This is a genomic window from Novosphingobium sp. (assembly GCF_041905565.1).
In the GTDB taxonomy this organism is placed as follows: Bacteria; Pseudomonadota; Alphaproteobacteria; order Sphingomonadales; family Sphingomonadaceae; genus Novosphingobium.
Genome location: NZ_JAYRKX010000012.1, coordinates 46,152 through 60,421 on the forward strand (window position 1 = coordinate 46,152; position 14,270 = coordinate 60,421).

The following is a 14,270-nucleotide window of genomic DNA, read 5'->3' on the forward strand; positions in this document are numbered from 1 at the left end:
GGCGGCAATGACGCAAATCAACGAGGTCCGTCCCGTGAAGCACCGCCTGCCGTTCATCGCCCTTGCTCTTGCCCTGTCCGCCCCGGCGCTTGCCAAGCCGCTGCCGGTGCCCAGTGTCACCCCGGTGGCGCTCAGCCAGCCGGGGCTGGAAGAAATGGTCCGCACCCTTTCCTCCGACGCGTTCGAAGGGCGCGCCCCCAGCACGGCGGGCGAGGACAAGACGGTGGCCTACCTGATCGACCGGTTCAAGGCTGCCGGCCTTCAGCCCGGCAACAGGGGCAGCTGGACCCAGGACGTGCCGACCGTGGAAATCACCGCGCAGAACGTGGCGGGGCTGGCCGTGACCGGCGGCAAGCAGACCATGCTGTTCGCGCCGGGCAAGGATTTCGTCGCCGGGTCCTACCGCGTTACCGCCAGCACCGACATCCGCGACGCCGAACTGGTGTTCGTCGGCTATGGCATCAACGCCCCGGAACTTGGCTGGAACGACTATGCCGGGATCGACATGAAGGGGAAGATCGCGGTCATCCTGGTCAACGACCCGGATTACGAGACGGCCAGCGAACAGGGCCTGTTCAAGGGCCGCCGGATGACCTGGTACGGCCGCTGGCCCTACAAGTTCGAGGAAGCCGCCCGCCAGGGCGCGGCCGGGGCGCTGATCGTGCATGACACTTTCCCCGCCGCCTATGGCTGGAACGTGGTCGAATCGAGCTGGGGCGGCGCGCAATACTTCGTCCAGAAGCCGAACGACGCGATGGACCAGACCCAGGCCAACGGCTGGGTCCAGAACGATGTGGCAAAGCAGATCCTCGCTGCCGCCGGACAGGACCTGACCGCGCTGAGCGCAGCGGCCAAGCAGAAGGGGTTCAAGCCCGTGCCGCTGGGGCTGAAGGCCAGCCTGAAGTTCGACAACCAGATCCGCAAGGGCCAGAGCCGCAACGTGATCGGCATTCTGCCCGGCAAGAAGCGGCCGGATGAATATGTGCTCTACACCGCGCACTGGGATCATCTGGGGCGGTGCAAGGCTGATGCCCAAGGTGATGACGTGTGCAACGGTGCGGTCGACAATGCCACCGGCACCGCACTGCTCGCCAGCCTGGCGCAGGCCAACGTCAAGGCCGGGGCGGCCGATCGCAGCCAGGTGTTCCTGGCGGTGACGCTGGAGGAATCGGGCCTGCTGGGGAGCGAATTCTACGCCCAGAACCCGGTCTATCCGCTGAACAGGACCGTCGGCGGGGTCAACATGGACGCCATCGCGCCCGGCAGCCCGGCGCGCGACGTGCAGGTGACCGGCGGCGACAAGAGCGAGCTGACCCGCTACCTCAAGGCGGCGATGGGGGCGATGAAGCTGTACGAAACGCCCGAGGACCACGTCGAGCGCGGGCACTATTACCGCAGCGACCATTTCAGCATGGCCAAGCGCGGCGTGCCGATGTTCGCGGTGGGGCGCGGCAGCGACTGGGTGCCGGGCGGCAAGGCCGCGGCCGAAGCGGTGGCCGGCAAGTACGTCAAGAACGACTACCACCAGCCGAGCGACCAGTTCGACGGCAAGTGGGACTGGTCGGGCATCCTCCAGGAAGGCGAACTCTATTACCGCCTCGGCCGCTCGCTGGCGATGACCGCCGACTGGCCGAACTGGCATCCGGGCGACGAATTCCGCGCCATCCGCGACCAGAGCCGCGCCGAGCTGCGTAAGGCAGGCAAGTAAGCCGATGACCGCGCCCGCGCTGGCCATGCCGCCCGAATGGCACCCGCAGCAATGGCTGTGGGTGGGCTTTCCGCACGATCCGGTCGAATGGCCGGGCTTCCTTGGCCGGGCGCAGGAACAGATCGCGCAGTTCGCCAGCGCGGTGGCCGAGAGCGGCCAGCCAGTGCGGCTGATCGTGCGCGACGAGGCCAATGCGGCGCGCGCCCGCGCGCTGTGTTCGGCGAGCGTCACGCTGGAAGTGCGGCGCTATGGCGACGTGTGGCTGCGCGATACCGGGCCGCTGGTGGTGCAGGACGGCGCGCGGCAGATCGCCCGCAGGTTCGGCTTCAACGGCTGGGGCGGCAAGTACCTGATGGACGGCGACCAGGAAATCGGGGCGGAACTGGCTGAGAGCGCCGGTCTGCCGGTCGAGACCTGCGACTGGATCCTGGAAGGCGGCGCGCTGGACGGCGATGGCACCGGGCTGGTCGCGACGACAGAGCAATGCCTGCTCAACCCCAACCGCAACCCGGCGCTTACCCGCGCCGACCTGGAAGCGCGGCTGGCACGCGACCTGGGCTATAGCCGCGTGCTGTGGCTGGGCGACGGACTGATCAACGATCACACCGATGGCCATGTCGACAACCTCGCCCGGTTCGTCGCCCCGAACGTGCTGGCCCTGCCTCGCGCCACCGGGGCGGACGATCCCAACGCCGCGATCTATGCCGATGCCAAGGCGCGGGCCGAGGCATTCGGCGTGAGCGTGCGGGAAGTCCCCTCGCCCGGCCGGGTCGAAACTGACGGGCGGATCGAGCCGGCGAGCTACATGAACTTCGCGATCACCTCGAAGCTGGTGGTGGTCCCGACCTATGGCACCCAGCACGACGCCGATGGCGTCGCCGCGATTGCAGAACTGTTCCCGGGCCGCGAGGTGGTGGGCATTCTGGCCGATGCCGTGCTGGCCGGGGGCGGCAGCTTCCACTGCGCCAGCCAGCAGATGCCGGTGCTGTAAGTCAGCACCGCTCCGCCAAACCCCTCGTCACCCCGGGCTTGACCTGGGGGCCAGCTGTCTGTGCGGCGCCAAAAGCTGGGCCCCGGGTCAAGCCCGGGGTGACGGTTATTAAGGTATGGGTAGCGGGCGATTGACTCCACGCAGGCGCTGCAATAGTTTCAATTGCAACCTTATCAACCGGGAGACCTTGGGCCGATGGCCGACCTGTTCGACAATCCGCTGGGCCTCGACGGCTTCGAATTCATCGAATTCTGCGCCCCGGAAAAGGGCCTGCTGGAGCCGGTCTTTGCGGCGATGGGCTTTACCCTGATCGCCCAGCACCGCTCCAAGGACGTCCAGCTGTGGCGGCAGGGCGGGATCAACCTGATCGCCAACTACGAGCCGCGTTCGCCTGCGGCCTGGTTCGCCGCCGAACACGGCGCATCGTGCTGCGGCATGGGCTGGCGGGTGAAGGACGCCGCCAAGGCCTACAAGCTGGCCCTGGAACGCGGGGCCGAACCGGTCGAAAGCCGCACCGGAGTGATGGAACTGCGCCTGCCCGCGATCCGCGGGATCGGCGGTTCGATCATCACCCTGGTCGACCGCTATGAGGGGCAGGAACACGGAGACCTGTCGATCTATGACATCGACTTCGTCTACCTGCCCGGCGTCGATCGCCACCCGGCGGGCGCGGGGTTCCACACTATCGATCACCTGACCCACAACGTCTATGGCGGGCGCATGGCGCACTGGGCGGCGTTCTATGAACGGATCGCGGGTTTTCGCGAGATCCGCTATTTCGACATCAAGGGCGAATACACCGGCCTCACCAGCAAGGCGATGACCGCGCCCGACGGCAAGATCCGCATTCCGCTGAACGAGGAAGGCCGCAGCGGCGGCGGACAGATCGAGGAATTCCTGCGCCAGTACAACGGCGAGGGGATCCAGCACATCGCCTTTGCCTGCGACGACCTGATCGGCGCCTGGGACCGGCTGAAAGCGCTGGGCACCCCGTTCATGACCGCCCCGCCCGCGACCTATTACGAAATGCTGGACGAGCGCCTGCCCGGCCACGGCGAGCCGGTGGACCAGTTGCAACAGCGCGGCATCCTGCTGGATGGTTCGACCCAGCAGGGTGACCCGCGCCTGCTGCTCCAGATCTTTTCGGAAACGATGGTCGGCCCGGTGTTCTTCGAATTCATCCAGCGCAAGAAGGACGAAGGCTTCGGCGAAGGCAATTTCACAGCGCTGTTCGAAAGCATGGAACGCGACCAGCTGCGGCGCGGGGCCTTGCAGGTGGAAGGAGCGGCGCAGTGACCGCCCCCGTCCTCCAGCGCATCCACCACGTCGCCTATCGCTGCCGCGACGCGAAGGAGACGGTCGAGTGGTATTCGCGGGTGCTGGGGATGACCTACACCACCGCCTTTGCCGAGGATACCGTCCCCTCCACCGGCGAGGACGATCCCTACATGCACGTGTTCCTCGATTGCGGCGGGGGCAATGTGCTGGCCTTTTTCGAGCTGCCGCAGCAGCCCGAGATGGGCCGCGATCCCAATACCCCGGCCTGGGTCCAGCACCTCGCCTTCGAAGTGGCCGACGAGGCCGCGCTGCTGGCCGCCAAGGCGCATATCGAAGCCCAGGGGATCGACGTGCTTGGCCCCACTTACCACGGCATTTTCCGCTCGATCTATTTCTTCGATCCCAACGGCCACCGGCTGGAACTGGCCTGCAACATCGGCACGGCCGCGCAATATGCCGAGCTGCGCGAACTGGCCCCCGCCATGCTCGACGAATGGAGCCAGACCAGGCGCGCCCCGCGCCACGCCGCCTGGCTGCACGAAGACCCGGCCGAACGCGGCGATGCCGCGGCCGATTGATGCGCGCCTGATACATCTACGATACACAATTCGCACTTCCCCTGCCCGGCCAGGGCATTATGGGAATCGGGGTGCGATCGTTCATCATCCTGGGGCCAGCCTGCTGCCTGCTGGCGCAGCCGCAAGCAGCGCAGGCGCAGCGCGTGAGCGAAAATGCCACCACGCAGTCCAGCGACGCCTTCGGGCGATCGGTCGGCAACGAAAAGACCGGGCTCTATACCAGCGAGGACGTGCGCGGGTTCAATCCGGTCGATGCCGGCAACGTCCGGCTGGAAGGGCTGTACTTCGACCAGATCGACCGCGTGTCGATGCGCCTGATCGATGGCAACACGATCCGCGTCGGCCCGGCCACGCTGCGCTATGCATTCCCCGCGCCGACCGGACTGGTCGACTATTCGCTGTCCAAGCCCGATGGCAAGACCGTCTATTCGCTCAATCTTGAAGAATCCGGATCGAGCGCGCGCGGGCCAGGCGCCTCGCTGGAATTCAAGCAGGATCTGGCGGGTGGCGAACTGGGGCTGGCGGGCGGCATCGGCGGGCGCAATTCGCACCGCTTCGAAGGCGGCCGCAGCCAGTTCCGCAACTTCGGGCTGACCCTGGGCTGGCGCCCCCGTCCGGAAACCGAAGTGCTGCTGTTCGGCGGGGGGTTCTTTACCCGCAGCGACGAAGCGCGCCCGTCCTATTACCCGATCGGCACAGCGCCCCCGCCGCAGATCGAACGCGGAATCGACCTGACCCAGAGTTGGACCCCGCGCGAGACTGACAGCTGGACCGGCGGCGGCATCGTCAAGACCCCGCTGGGCGGGCTGCGGCTGGAAGCCGGCCTGTTCTATAATGTGCGTATCCAGCGCAGCGTCTTTTCCGATATCATGGCGGGCGTGGACAGCGATGGTTCGGTGGCCGCGCGCCGCGTGATTGCCGATGGCCACAATCGCGATGCCTCGCTGTCGGGGGAATTGCGGCTGGTGAAGCACTGGCAGGCCGGCAGCCTGAGCCACCAGGTAACCGCCAGCCTGCGCGGGCGCGACCGGGACCGGCGCTTTGGCGGCAGCCGCACCGTGGCGCTTGGCCCCAGCACCATCCTCCGGCCGGATCTGCGTCCGCTCCCGCCCTATGCGCTGGGCGCCAAAAACCGGGATCAAGTCAACCAGTTGACCTATGGCCTGGCCTGGTCGGCCGTATCGGACCGCGGCTTCAGCCTGGATGCCGGTGTTTCCACTACCAGCTACCGCAAGACGATCGACTTTGCCGACCCAGCCCTGGTCGATCCGGTCACGCGCGACCGCCCGCTACTGTTCAATCTGGGCGCATCGTACAGCCCGCTGCGCAATGTCATGCTCTATGCCGGGGTCAGCCACGGCCAGGAAGAAGCGCTGGTCGCCCCCGATGTCGCCACCAATCGCGCCGAAGCCCCCGCCGCGATCCACACCCGTCAGGTCGAAGCGGGCATCAAATATGCGATTTCGCCGCGCCTGACCCTGATCGCGGGCGGCTTTCGCATCACCAAGCCCTATTTCAACCTCGATCCGGCGCTGCGCTATCGTCAACTTGGCACGCTGCGCAACCAGGGGGTGGAACTGTCGCTGACCGGCCAGCTGGCGCCGGGCCTGACGTTGGTTGGCGGGACCATGCTGCTTGATCCGCATATCTCGGGCGAAGCGGTGGCAAGCCACCTGATCGGCATGCGCCCGGTTGGCCAGATCCGCCGCCGCAGCGCGGCCAATGTCGATTGGCGGCCGCGCGGCGGCAAAAGCGCGCTGAGCTTCGACATGGCGCTGGAAAGCCTGTCGCGCCGGGTCGGCAATGCGGCAAATACGCTTTATGCCCCGGCGCGGACCACAGTGAATCTGGGCGCGCGCTATCGCTTCACGGCGGCCGGGGCCGATTGGCTGCTGCGGCCACAGCTGCTTAACGCGTTCAACAATTATGGCTGGCAGGTCAGCACCAGCGGCGGCTTCACCTACAACGCCCCGCGCACTTTCACCTTGCAGCTGGCGGCCGATTTCTAGATCGGGCGGACCAGCGCGGTGGTGTGCTTCATCCGCTCCATCGAAAAGCTGGAACTGACGTCGGCCAGGTCCGGCACGGCGGCGATCAGGCGGCGATAGATCCGGTCGTAATGCGCGATGTCGCGCACCGCCAGCTTGAGCAGGTAATCGACATCGCCGGCCATGCGGTGGCATTCGATCACCTCGTCGATCCGGTCGACCCCGCGCTGGAACGCTTCGAGCCATTCGGGATCGTGCCGCTGGGTGCGGATCGCGACGAACACCGTGGTGGCGAGGCCCAGCCGCGCCGGATCGACCAGCGCCACCCGCCGCGCGATCACCCCGCTGTCCTCCAGCCGCTTGATCCGCCGCCAGCAGGCATTGCTGGACAGGCCAACGCGTTCGCCCACTTCGTGCACCGGGATCGCGGCATCGGCCTGCAAGACCCCCAGGATCGCCCAGTCAATCGAATCCAGTTGCGCGATTTGATCATTCATTGGGACAAATTAACCGTACTCTCCCGAAATTGCCAGAAATCAGGTGATGATTTCGCACCGCCGCGCTCATATCCTTGCACGCAACAAGGAGCTTTCACCGATGTCACTGACCAAGCTGTTCACCGAGCATCCCGCCAGCGTTGACGAGAGCTATGGCGAGCATCTGGCCATGGCCACGGGGTTCGGCCTGCGGATGATCCTGGGCGGGATCGCCTGCCTGATCCACGGTCTGCTGCCGTTCCTGTTCGTCAAGACCGGCAGCCGCCAGATCGGCGCGCTGCATGACATCATGGTGGTCAACCGCAACCGCAAGCAGGCGCGGGTGCAAATGCCCGCGGTGCTCGACTTTGTAATCTGAAGCACCCTCCCCCGCCCCCGCACGGGGGGAGGCAGGGGCCGGCCACGCGCCTGTGGGTCGCGTTTACGGGCAGGCTGGCCGGCCCCTACACCACTTCGATCAGCTCTTGAGCCGCGCGGTTTCCGATGCGGTGCTGGCCGGGCCGGTGTTGCGGCTGGTCAGCCCGAACACGCGCGGGTTGCGGTCGAACGGTTCGGGGTCGCCGGCGCGCGGCTGATAGCCGAACAGCGGGCTCATCCCCGGAATGCGGCCCAGCCCGCCGAACAGGTCGAACCCGCGGTCGATCCAGTCGCGCAGCGGTTCGTCATCGGTCATCGGCGGCACATCGGCGCAGCTGGCGCACCACAGGAACACCGCCAGCGCGCGGTAATCGGCATAGTTCGGCGCGTCGCCGCCCAGCCACTGCCGATCGCGCAGCAAGGTGCGCAGCGGTTCCAGCTCGGGCAGGACCTTGCCGAACACTTCCTCGCGCCCCTTGGCCAGCTCCTCGCACGGCGCGCCCCACATGTTGAGGCGGCTTTCGGTGATGTAGGCCACGTCCTCCGGCTTGCAGCGGTCGCGGTACTGCACGGCATAGCAGCGCACCCACGGCCCCACCGCCGTCTTCCACAGCCACCCTTCGAGGAATTCGATCAGCGGCTTCATCGCCGGATCGGGAATCAGCGTCGGCCGATCCGGGTACTTCGCATCGAGGTATTCGGCGATCAGCCAGCTATCCAGCACCCATTCGCCATCGTCCTGGATCGCGGGCAGGCGTTCGCTGCGCCCGCCGGTGCGGTCCATGATTCCCGTGAACCCGCCATCGACCACGTCAAGGTCGAACCCCTTGTGCTTCAGGGCATATTTGGTCGCCCAGACGAACGGGCTGGTGGTCGCTCCGCTGGCGTGTTGCAGGTCATAGAAAGTGATGCGGTTGTCCTTGGCCATTGGCAAATCCTCTCTTTTTCCGGCCATCACGCGGGGCTTGCGTCCGATCCGGTTTGGCGCAAGAATAGGCGTAATAACTTACAATTTCCAGAGAGGATGGAACGCCCCGATTCTGCGCAGGGAATCGGCGGATGCGGGGCCCGCCATGCTCTCCGGATGAACCTGACAACACAATGGGAGAGTGAGACATGGCCCAGAATCCGGGACCGCCGAGCACCTATGCCGAAATCGTCGACGTGCCGTTCGCCCAGCGCGAACTGGTCCAGCGCCACAGCCCCGGCGGGCGCTATATCGACGCGCTGACCGATGTGGACAGCCCGTGGGTACCGTTCGGCGACAATGCCGCGATCAAGCACCTCGCCTTCGACGTACGGCAGAACCTGTTTTCGAACATCCTGTGGGTCAAGGGTCCGGGCGCGGTCGGCACCCACCTGCACCGCGGCACGATCACCATGGTGTGCCTGGAAGGATCGGTGCGCTATCTGGAATATGACTGGGTGGCGACGCCGGGCGGGCTGATCCTGGAAGTGCCGGGCGAAAGCCACACCCTGGTCACCGAACACCCGCAGGGCTGCAAGCTGTTCGGCTGGATGCAGGGGCCGATCGAATTCTACAATTCGGACGCCAGCTTCGCGTTCACCGCCGACGTGTGGTGGTTCATGGAACACTACGAAAACCACTGCAAGGAACACGGGATTCCGATCAACCCCAAGCTCTACCTCTAGGCCGGAGGGCGCGCCCATGTATCTCAAGAACGCGTGGTATGTCGCCGCCTGGTCGCACGAGCTGGGTGATGAGCTGATCACCCGCACCATCTGCGACCAACCGGTGCTGCTCTACCGCAAGGAGAATGGCGAGGCGGTGGCGATCGGCAACCTCTGCCCGCACCGCTTCGCGCCGCTGCACATGGGCCGCAAGGTGGGCGACAACGTGCAGTGCATGTATCACGGCATGGTGTTCGGCGAGAGCGGGGCCTGCGTGCTCAACCCGCATCGCGGCGGGGTAATTTCCCCGGCGATGCGGGTGCCGGCCTTTCCGCTGATCGAACGCCACGGCGCGATCTGGCTGTGGACCGGCGAGGCGGACGCGGCGGACGAGGCGCTGCTGCCCGATTACAGCTGCTATTCCGCGCCGGGCTTTGCCGTGATCCGCGGGGTGATGGACGTGGCCGCCAATTACGAGCTGATCAGCGACAACCTGCTTGACCTGACCCACGCCGATTTCCTCCACGAAGGCACCCTGTCGAGCGAGGCGATCACCATCAGCAAGCTGGAAACGCTGGAGGCCGGATCGACCGTCTGGGCCAACCGCTGGTGCCCCAATGGCGATGCCGCGCCGGTCTGGGGCCAGCTGATGGAAAGCCAGCTGGGGATGAAGGCCACCGATCCGGTCGATCACTGGCTCTACATGCGCTGGGACGCGCCGGGGCACCTGCTGCTGGATGTCGGGATCACCCCGCCCAGCCAGCCGCGGGACAAGGGCGCCTGGGTGTTCACCGGCCACCACCTGACCCCGGTCAGCCAGGATCGCACGCTCTATTACTGGACCGTGGTGCGCAATCACGGGCTGGACGATCCGGCGGTGGAAGCGTTCTGGCAGGGGTCGATCGATTATGCCTTTGCCGTGCAGGACAAGCCGATGATCGAAGCGCAGCAGGCCGCGCTGGCCGGGCGGCATATCGACGAGCTGCGCCCGGTCGGCATCCCAGCGGACGTCGCCGGAGCCAAGGCGCGGCGGATGCTGGCGCGGCTGATCGCGGGCGAAGCGCGCGGCGAACGCGCCCGGCCGGGGTCGGAAAAGCTCGATGCGCTGCTCGCCCGCCAGGAAGGGAGCGCCGATCCGGTGCTGCCGGTGGTATGAAGGCGCTCGACCAGTTCGCCATTGCCGGGCGCAGCGCGCTGGTGACCGGCGCGGCCTCGGGCATCGGGCTCGCCTATGCCGAGACGATGGCCGAGGCCGGGGCCAGCGTGACCCTGACCGACATCGATGCGACCGGGCTGGAACGCGAAGCCGCGCGCCTGGCGGGCGAGGGTTACGCGGTGCGCACCGCCGTGCTCGACGTGACCGACCGCGCCGGCTGCGACGCGGCGGTCGCGGGCCATGTCGCCGCCTATGGCGGGCTCGACATATGCTTCGCCAATGCGGGCCTGGGCGAAGGGCCGGGGTTCGTCGCACCGGACGGCAGCCGGGTGGAAGATGGACAGGTCGATACCTATGACCCGGCGCTGTGGGACCGGAGCATCGCGATCAACCTGACCGGCAGCTACAACACCATGCGCGCCGCCGCGCGGGCGATGAAGGCGGGCGGCGCCAGTGGTGGAAGGGGGGGCGGGTCGATCATTGCCACGGCCAGCAACGCCGGGCTGATCCTGGAGCCGATCGTGCCGATGCCCTACCACCCGGCCAAGGCGGGCGTGCTGCACCTGGTCCGCGCGCTGGCGCTGGAACTGGCGCGGTTCCGCATCCGGGTGAACGCCATCGCGCCGGGCCCGTTCGTCACCAACATCGGCGGCGGTTGGGCCAAGCAGGACCCGGCGGTCAAGCAGGCGTTCGATGCCACGATCCCGCTGGGGGCCATGGCCGAAACGTACCAGATGAAGCCGCTGGCGCTCTATCTGGCCAGCGATGCCTCCAGCTTCATGACCGGATCGACCCTGCTGATCGACGGCGGCGTGGCGCTGGGCCCGCCGCGGTGAAAGCGGCGATCTTTACCGGGCTGCACCAGCCGCTGGCAGTGGAGCAGCTGCCCGATCCCGCGCCGGGTGCGGGCGAAGTGGTGGTCAAGGTCGCGCGCTGCGGGATCTGCGGCAGCGACCTGCACATGGCCGAAGACGCCGCCTATGGCGCCTGCCCCGGCGACGTGTTCGGCCACGAGTTCGCCGGTGAAGTGGTCGCACTGGGTAAAGGCGCCGAGGGGCTGAAGACGGGCGATCTCGTCTCGGTCATTCCGCTCAAGAGCTGCGGGACCTGCGAGCACTGCCGCAAGGGCGAGGTGCAGTGGTGCGCCGGCTTCGGCCTGCAGGGCGGCGGCTACGCTGAATATGCCGTGACGCGGCCCAACCAGTGCGTGAAGCTGCCCGCCAGCGCCAGCCTGGCCGATGGCGCGATTATCGAGCCGCTGGCCGTGGCGCTGCACGGGGTGCGGCTGTCGGGCCTCAAGCCCGGGGACAGCGCGCTGGTGCTGGGCGCGGGGCCGATTGGCCTGGCGGTCGCCTTCTGGGCGCGGCGCATGGGCGCGGGCCGCGTGGTGGTGCAGGACCTGGCCGACTGGCAGCAAGACCGCGCGCTGGCGATGGGGGCGCAGGCGTTCATCGCCGGGGCGGCCGATCCGGTGGCGGCGAGCGATGCCGCGTTTCCCCACGGCAAGCCCGATGTGGTGTTCGAATGCGTCGGCGTGCCGGGACTGATCGCGCAAGGTGTGCGGCAGGTGCGCAATCGCGGCACGGTGCTGCTGCTGGGGCTGTGCACCCGGCCCGATACGCTCGACACCTTTGCCATGCTGCAAAAGGAAGTGCGGCTGGTGACCAGCGCCTTCTTCACCCGGCAGGATTACGAGGCTGCGCTCGACGCGCTGAGCGCGGGCGCGGCCGAACCGCGCCTGCTGGTGACCGAAACGATCGGGCTTGATGCCGTGCCAGAAGTGTTCGCCGCGCTGAAACACCGCACCGCGCAGTGCAAGGTGCTGATCGCGCCCTGACGGCGCCCTTGGCCGGGAGACGCAAAAAAGGGGTTTCGGGATCGCTCTCGAAACCCCTTTTTGCTGGGCCCTGGCGCCCCTTCCCGCCATCGACAGGAAGGGGCTGCCCTGGCCTACTTGTCGCCCAGCGCCTTGTCCTCGTTGGCGCGCTTGATCAGGTACTGGCGGATGTTCTCGACGTCATCGGCGCTCAGCGCCGACTTGAACGAGACCATGCCCTTGGGATTGTCGCCGTGCATCAGCACCCCGTCGATCACCACCGCGCGGATCCCTTCAGCGGCGTTGATGTACTGCGAACGGCGCAGGTCGGGGTTGATCGTGCCCGGCAGCGCGGCATCGCCGTGGCAGACAGAGCAGTAGCGGGCGAACTTGTCCGCCCCGGCGGCAACCTGTTCCGGCTTGCCGGTGAAGGGCGGCGGATCCAGCGGCAGCTGGTTCAGTTCCTTCATCGCGGGCAGCTGGCCCTTGGCGCCCAGCTTGAACACCAGCAGGCGGCTGATGTTGTAGTGCCCGGCGCTCTTGCGGGCGACAACGCCGGTGGCGATGTCCCACACGCCGCCCCAGCCGGCCATCACGGCGACATACTGTTCGCCATCGACCAGGTAGGTCATCGGCGCGGCGATCACCCCGGTCTGGGTCGGGAACGACCACAGCTTCTGGCCCTTGTCGGCGCTGTAGGCGGCGAAATAGCCATCGGCATTGCCCTGGAACACCAGGTTGCCCGCGGTCGACAGCGTGCCGCCGTTCCACGGCCCGGTGAAAGTAACGCGCCAGGCTTCCTTCTGCTTGACCGGATCCCAGGCAATCAGCGCGCCGGTGGTGGCGGCCTTGGCCCCTTCGCGCACGGCCTTGTCGGCGGGAGCGGCGGTCAGCGCGCCGTCCATCCCGGTCTGGAAGCCGATGTCGGTCGGCTTCCAGTCCTTGGCTGCGGCATAAGGCATGGCGGCCAGGTTGGCGGGGATATAGACGAGGCCGGTCTGCTGGCTGAAGCTCATCGGCTGCCAGCTGTGCGCGCCCGCCGCGCCCGGCAGGGCCAGGAACGGCTTGCCGGTCTTCTCATACTTGGCATCCGGGTTGATCTGCGCCCGCCCGGTCTTGGGGTCGATCCCGGTGGTCCAGGTCTGCGGCGCGAACGAACCCGCGCTGATGAACTGGCCCGACTTGGCATCGAGCATGTAGAAATAGCCGTTCTTAGGCGCATGCAGCACCACGCGGCGCTTCTGCCCGTTCACGTCCAGATCGGCAGCGGTGATCTGGGCGTTGGAATCGAAGTCCCAGCGGTCTTCCGGGGTTTCCTGGAAGTGCCACTTGTATTCGCCGGTATCGGCATCCACCGCGACGATCGAGCTGGTGTAAAGGCTGTCGCCCTCGCGCCCGTTGGCGGCCGGGTTCCACGGCTCGGCATTGCCGGTGCCGAAGTAGACCAGGTTGGTCGCGGGATCATAGGTGATCGAATCCCACACGGTGCCGCCACCGCCCAGTTCCCACCACTTGGAATTGCCCCAGGTCTTGGCGGCTTCTTCCATCGCCTTGTTCTCGAACCCGTCGGCCGGGTTGCCGGGCACGGTGTGGAACTTCCACAGTTCCTTGCCGGTCTGCGCATCATAGGCGGCGAGATAACCGCGCGCCTTGTATTCGCTGCCGCCCGAACCGATCAGGATCTTGCCCTTGGCCACGCGCGGCGCGCCGGTGATGGTGTAATCCTTCTGGTTGGGGACCACGGTCTGTTCGAACACGACCTTGCCGGTCTTCTGTTCGAGCGCGACCAGCCGCCCGTCGAGCGTGCCGACATAGACCTTGTCGCCATAAAGCGCGACGCCGCGGTTCACCGCGTCGCAGCAGGCGCGGACCAGCGTGTCGCGCGGGACCTTGGGATCATAGGACCACTTCAGTTCGCCGGTCTTGGCGTCGAACGCCTTGACCATCGACCAGGCGGTGGAAACGTAAAGCACCCCGTCGTGCATCAGCGGGGTGGCTTCCTGCCCGCGCGCGGTTTCCAGGTCGTGGCTCCACGCCAGGCCCAGTTCGCCCACGTTCTGGTCGCTGATCTTGGTCAGCGGCGAAAAGCGCTGTTCGCCGTAATCGCGGCCATAGGTCAGCCATTCCCCTTCCGGGGCAGAGGCGATCATCGCATCGGTCACCCCTTCGGTTACCGGCGCGGAGGCCTGCTTGCCGCAGGCGGCCAGCGGCAACAAGGCAATCGCAACGAGCAGCTTCAATCGCATTTCAGGTCCCTCTCCTAAGTCCC

13 protein-coding genes are annotated in these 14,270 nt (G+C 66.9%); 10 read left to right on the plus strand and 3 right to left on the minus strand.

All coding sequences use genetic code 11. The features are described from left to right. Nucleotides 1–7: 7 nt before the first annotated feature. The 5 genes from ACE3N9_RS10885 (at nucleotide 8) to ACE3N9_RS10905 (ending at nucleotide 6,564) form a co-directional block, all read left to right on the plus strand. Nucleotides 8–1,708 carry a M28 family metallopeptidase gene (locus ACE3N9_RS10885; RefSeq protein ID WP_374283735.1) on the plus strand — a complete coding sequence of 567 codons (1,701 nt, stop codon included), beginning with the start codon at nucleotides 8–10 and terminating at the stop codon, nucleotides 1,706–1,708. A 4-nt stretch (nucleotides 1,709–1,712) separates the two neighbouring features. Further along, on the plus strand, nucleotides 1,713–2,699 hold the full coding sequence (locus ACE3N9_RS10890) for an agmatine deiminase family protein (RefSeq protein ID WP_374283736.1): 987 nt from the start codon (nucleotides 1,713–1,715) through the stop codon (nucleotides 2,697–2,699). Between the two features lie 195 nt (nucleotides 2,700–2,894). Further along, nucleotides 2,895–3,995, plus strand: a complete 1,101-nt coding sequence (hppD, locus tag ACE3N9_RS10895; RefSeq protein ID WP_374283737.1) for a 4-hydroxyphenylpyruvate dioxygenase — start codon at nucleotides 2,895–2,897, stop codon at nucleotides 3,993–3,995. Next, a complete protein-coding gene (locus tag ACE3N9_RS10900) occupies nucleotides 3,992–4,555 on the plus strand; it encodes a VOC family protein (protein WP_374283738.1) in 564 nt (187 codons plus the stop codon). The genes hppD and ACE3N9_RS10900 overlap by 4 nt, the downstream gene beginning before the upstream one ends. Nucleotides 4,556–4,626: 71 nt before the next feature. Continuing rightward, on the plus strand, nucleotides 4,627–6,564 hold the full coding sequence (locus tag ACE3N9_RS10905; protein ID WP_374283739.1) for a TonB-dependent receptor domain-containing protein: 1,938 nt from the start codon (nucleotides 4,627–4,629) through the stop codon (nucleotides 6,562–6,564). On the opposite strand, the gene ACE3N9_RS10910 is transcribed toward ACE3N9_RS10905, so the two are convergent. Continuing rightward, nucleotides 6,561–7,040: an Lrp/AsnC family transcriptional regulator gene (locus ACE3N9_RS10910; RefSeq protein ID WP_374283741.1), complete on the minus strand. Its 480-nt coding sequence runs from the start codon at nucleotides 7,038–7,040 to the stop codon at nucleotides 6,561–6,563. The two genes, ACE3N9_RS10905 and ACE3N9_RS10910, sit on opposite strands and share 4 nt — an antisense overlap. Before the next feature lie 100 nt (nucleotides 7,041–7,140). Here ACE3N9_RS10910 and ACE3N9_RS10915 point away from each other — a divergent pair, with 100 nt between their 5' ends. After that, entirely contained in the window at nucleotides 7,141–7,398 is a 258-nt protein-coding gene (locus ACE3N9_RS10915) for a DUF6356 family protein (RefSeq protein WP_374283742.1), read from the plus strand. Between the two features lie 99 nt (nucleotides 7,399–7,497). On the opposite strand, the gene ACE3N9_RS10920 is transcribed toward ACE3N9_RS10915, so the two are convergent. Continuing rightward, nucleotides 7,498–8,325, minus strand: coding sequence for a beta-etherase (locus tag ACE3N9_RS10920; protein WP_374283743.1), 828 nt, complete (start codon nucleotides 8,323–8,325; stop codon nucleotides 7,498–7,500). A 188-nt stretch (nucleotides 8,326–8,513) separates the two neighbouring features. Here ACE3N9_RS10920 and ACE3N9_RS10925 point away from each other — a divergent pair, with 188 nt between their 5' ends. The 4 genes from ACE3N9_RS10925 to ACE3N9_RS10940 are packed head-to-tail and all read left to right on the plus strand — an operon-like array spanning nucleotide 8,514 to nucleotide 12,022. Further along, nucleotides 8,514–9,050, plus strand: a complete 537-nt coding sequence (locus ACE3N9_RS10925) for a 2,4'-dihydroxyacetophenone dioxygenase family protein (RefSeq protein WP_374283744.1) — start codon at nucleotides 8,514–8,516, stop codon at nucleotides 9,048–9,050. Between the two features lie 16 nt (nucleotides 9,051–9,066). Then, nucleotides 9,067–10,185: a Rieske 2Fe-2S domain-containing protein gene (locus ACE3N9_RS10930; RefSeq protein ID WP_374283745.1), complete on the plus strand. Its 1,119-nt coding sequence runs from the start codon at nucleotides 9,067–9,069 to the stop codon at nucleotides 10,183–10,185. Continuing rightward, a complete protein-coding gene (locus tag ACE3N9_RS10935; RefSeq protein WP_374283746.1) occupies nucleotides 10,182–11,021 on the plus strand; it encodes an SDR family NAD(P)-dependent oxidoreductase in 840 nt (279 codons plus the stop codon). Before ACE3N9_RS10930 ends, ACE3N9_RS10935 begins: the two co-directional genes overlap by 4 nt. Further along, entirely contained in the window at nucleotides 11,018–12,022 is a 1,005-nt protein-coding gene (locus ACE3N9_RS10940; RefSeq protein WP_374283747.1) for an alcohol dehydrogenase catalytic domain-containing protein, read from the plus strand. Before ACE3N9_RS10935 ends, ACE3N9_RS10940 begins: the two co-directional genes overlap by 4 nt. A 113-nt stretch (nucleotides 12,023–12,135) precedes the next feature. Here ACE3N9_RS10940 and ACE3N9_RS10945 read toward each other — a convergent pair whose 3' ends face one another. Continuing rightward, nucleotides 12,136–14,247 (minus strand): PQQ-dependent dehydrogenase, methanol/ethanol family, encoded by a 2,112-nt coding sequence (locus ACE3N9_RS10945; protein ID WP_374283748.1) that lies wholly within the window; start codon nucleotides 14,245–14,247, stop codon nucleotides 12,136–12,138. Nucleotides 14,248–14,270: the final 23 nt, after the last annotated feature.

Excerpts from the sequence above, each read along its gene's own strand:
- ACE3N9_RS10920 (WP_374283743.1), bottom strand. The coding sequence starts at position 8,325 with ATGGCCAAGGACAACCGCATCACTTTCTATGACCTGCAACACGCCAGC.
- ACE3N9_RS10885 (WP_374283735.1), top strand. The coding sequence starts at position 8 with ATGACGCAAATCAACGAGGTCCGTCCCGTGAAGCACCGCCTGCCGTTC.
- hppD (WP_374283737.1), top strand. The coding sequence starts at position 2,895 with ATGGCCGACCTGTTCGACAATCCGCTGGGCCTCGACGGCTTCGAATTC.
- ACE3N9_RS10925 (WP_374283744.1), top strand. The coding sequence starts at position 8,514 with ATGGCCCAGAATCCGGGACCGCCGAGCACCTATGCCGAAATCGTCGAC.
- ACE3N9_RS10910 (WP_374283741.1), bottom strand. The coding sequence starts at position 7,040 with ATGAATGATCAAATCGCGCAACTGGATTCGATTGACTGGGCGATCCTG.
- ACE3N9_RS10930 (WP_374283745.1), top strand. The coding sequence starts at position 9,067 with ATGTATCTCAAGAACGCGTGGTATGTCGCCGCCTGGTCGCACGAGCTG.
- ACE3N9_RS10890 (WP_374283736.1), top strand. The coding sequence starts at position 1,713 with ATGACCGCGCCCGCGCTGGCCATGCCGCCCGAATGGCACCCGCAGCAA.
- ACE3N9_RS10935 (WP_374283746.1), top strand. The coding sequence starts at position 10,182 with ATGAAGGCGCTCGACCAGTTCGCCATTGCCGGGCGCAGCGCGCTGGTG.
- ACE3N9_RS10945 (WP_374283748.1), bottom strand. The coding sequence starts at position 14,247 with ATGCGATTGAAGCTGCTCGTTGCGATTGCCTTGTTGCCGCTGGCCGCC.
- ACE3N9_RS10915 (WP_374283742.1), top strand. The coding sequence starts at position 7,141 with ATGTCACTGACCAAGCTGTTCACCGAGCATCCCGCCAGCGTTGACGAG.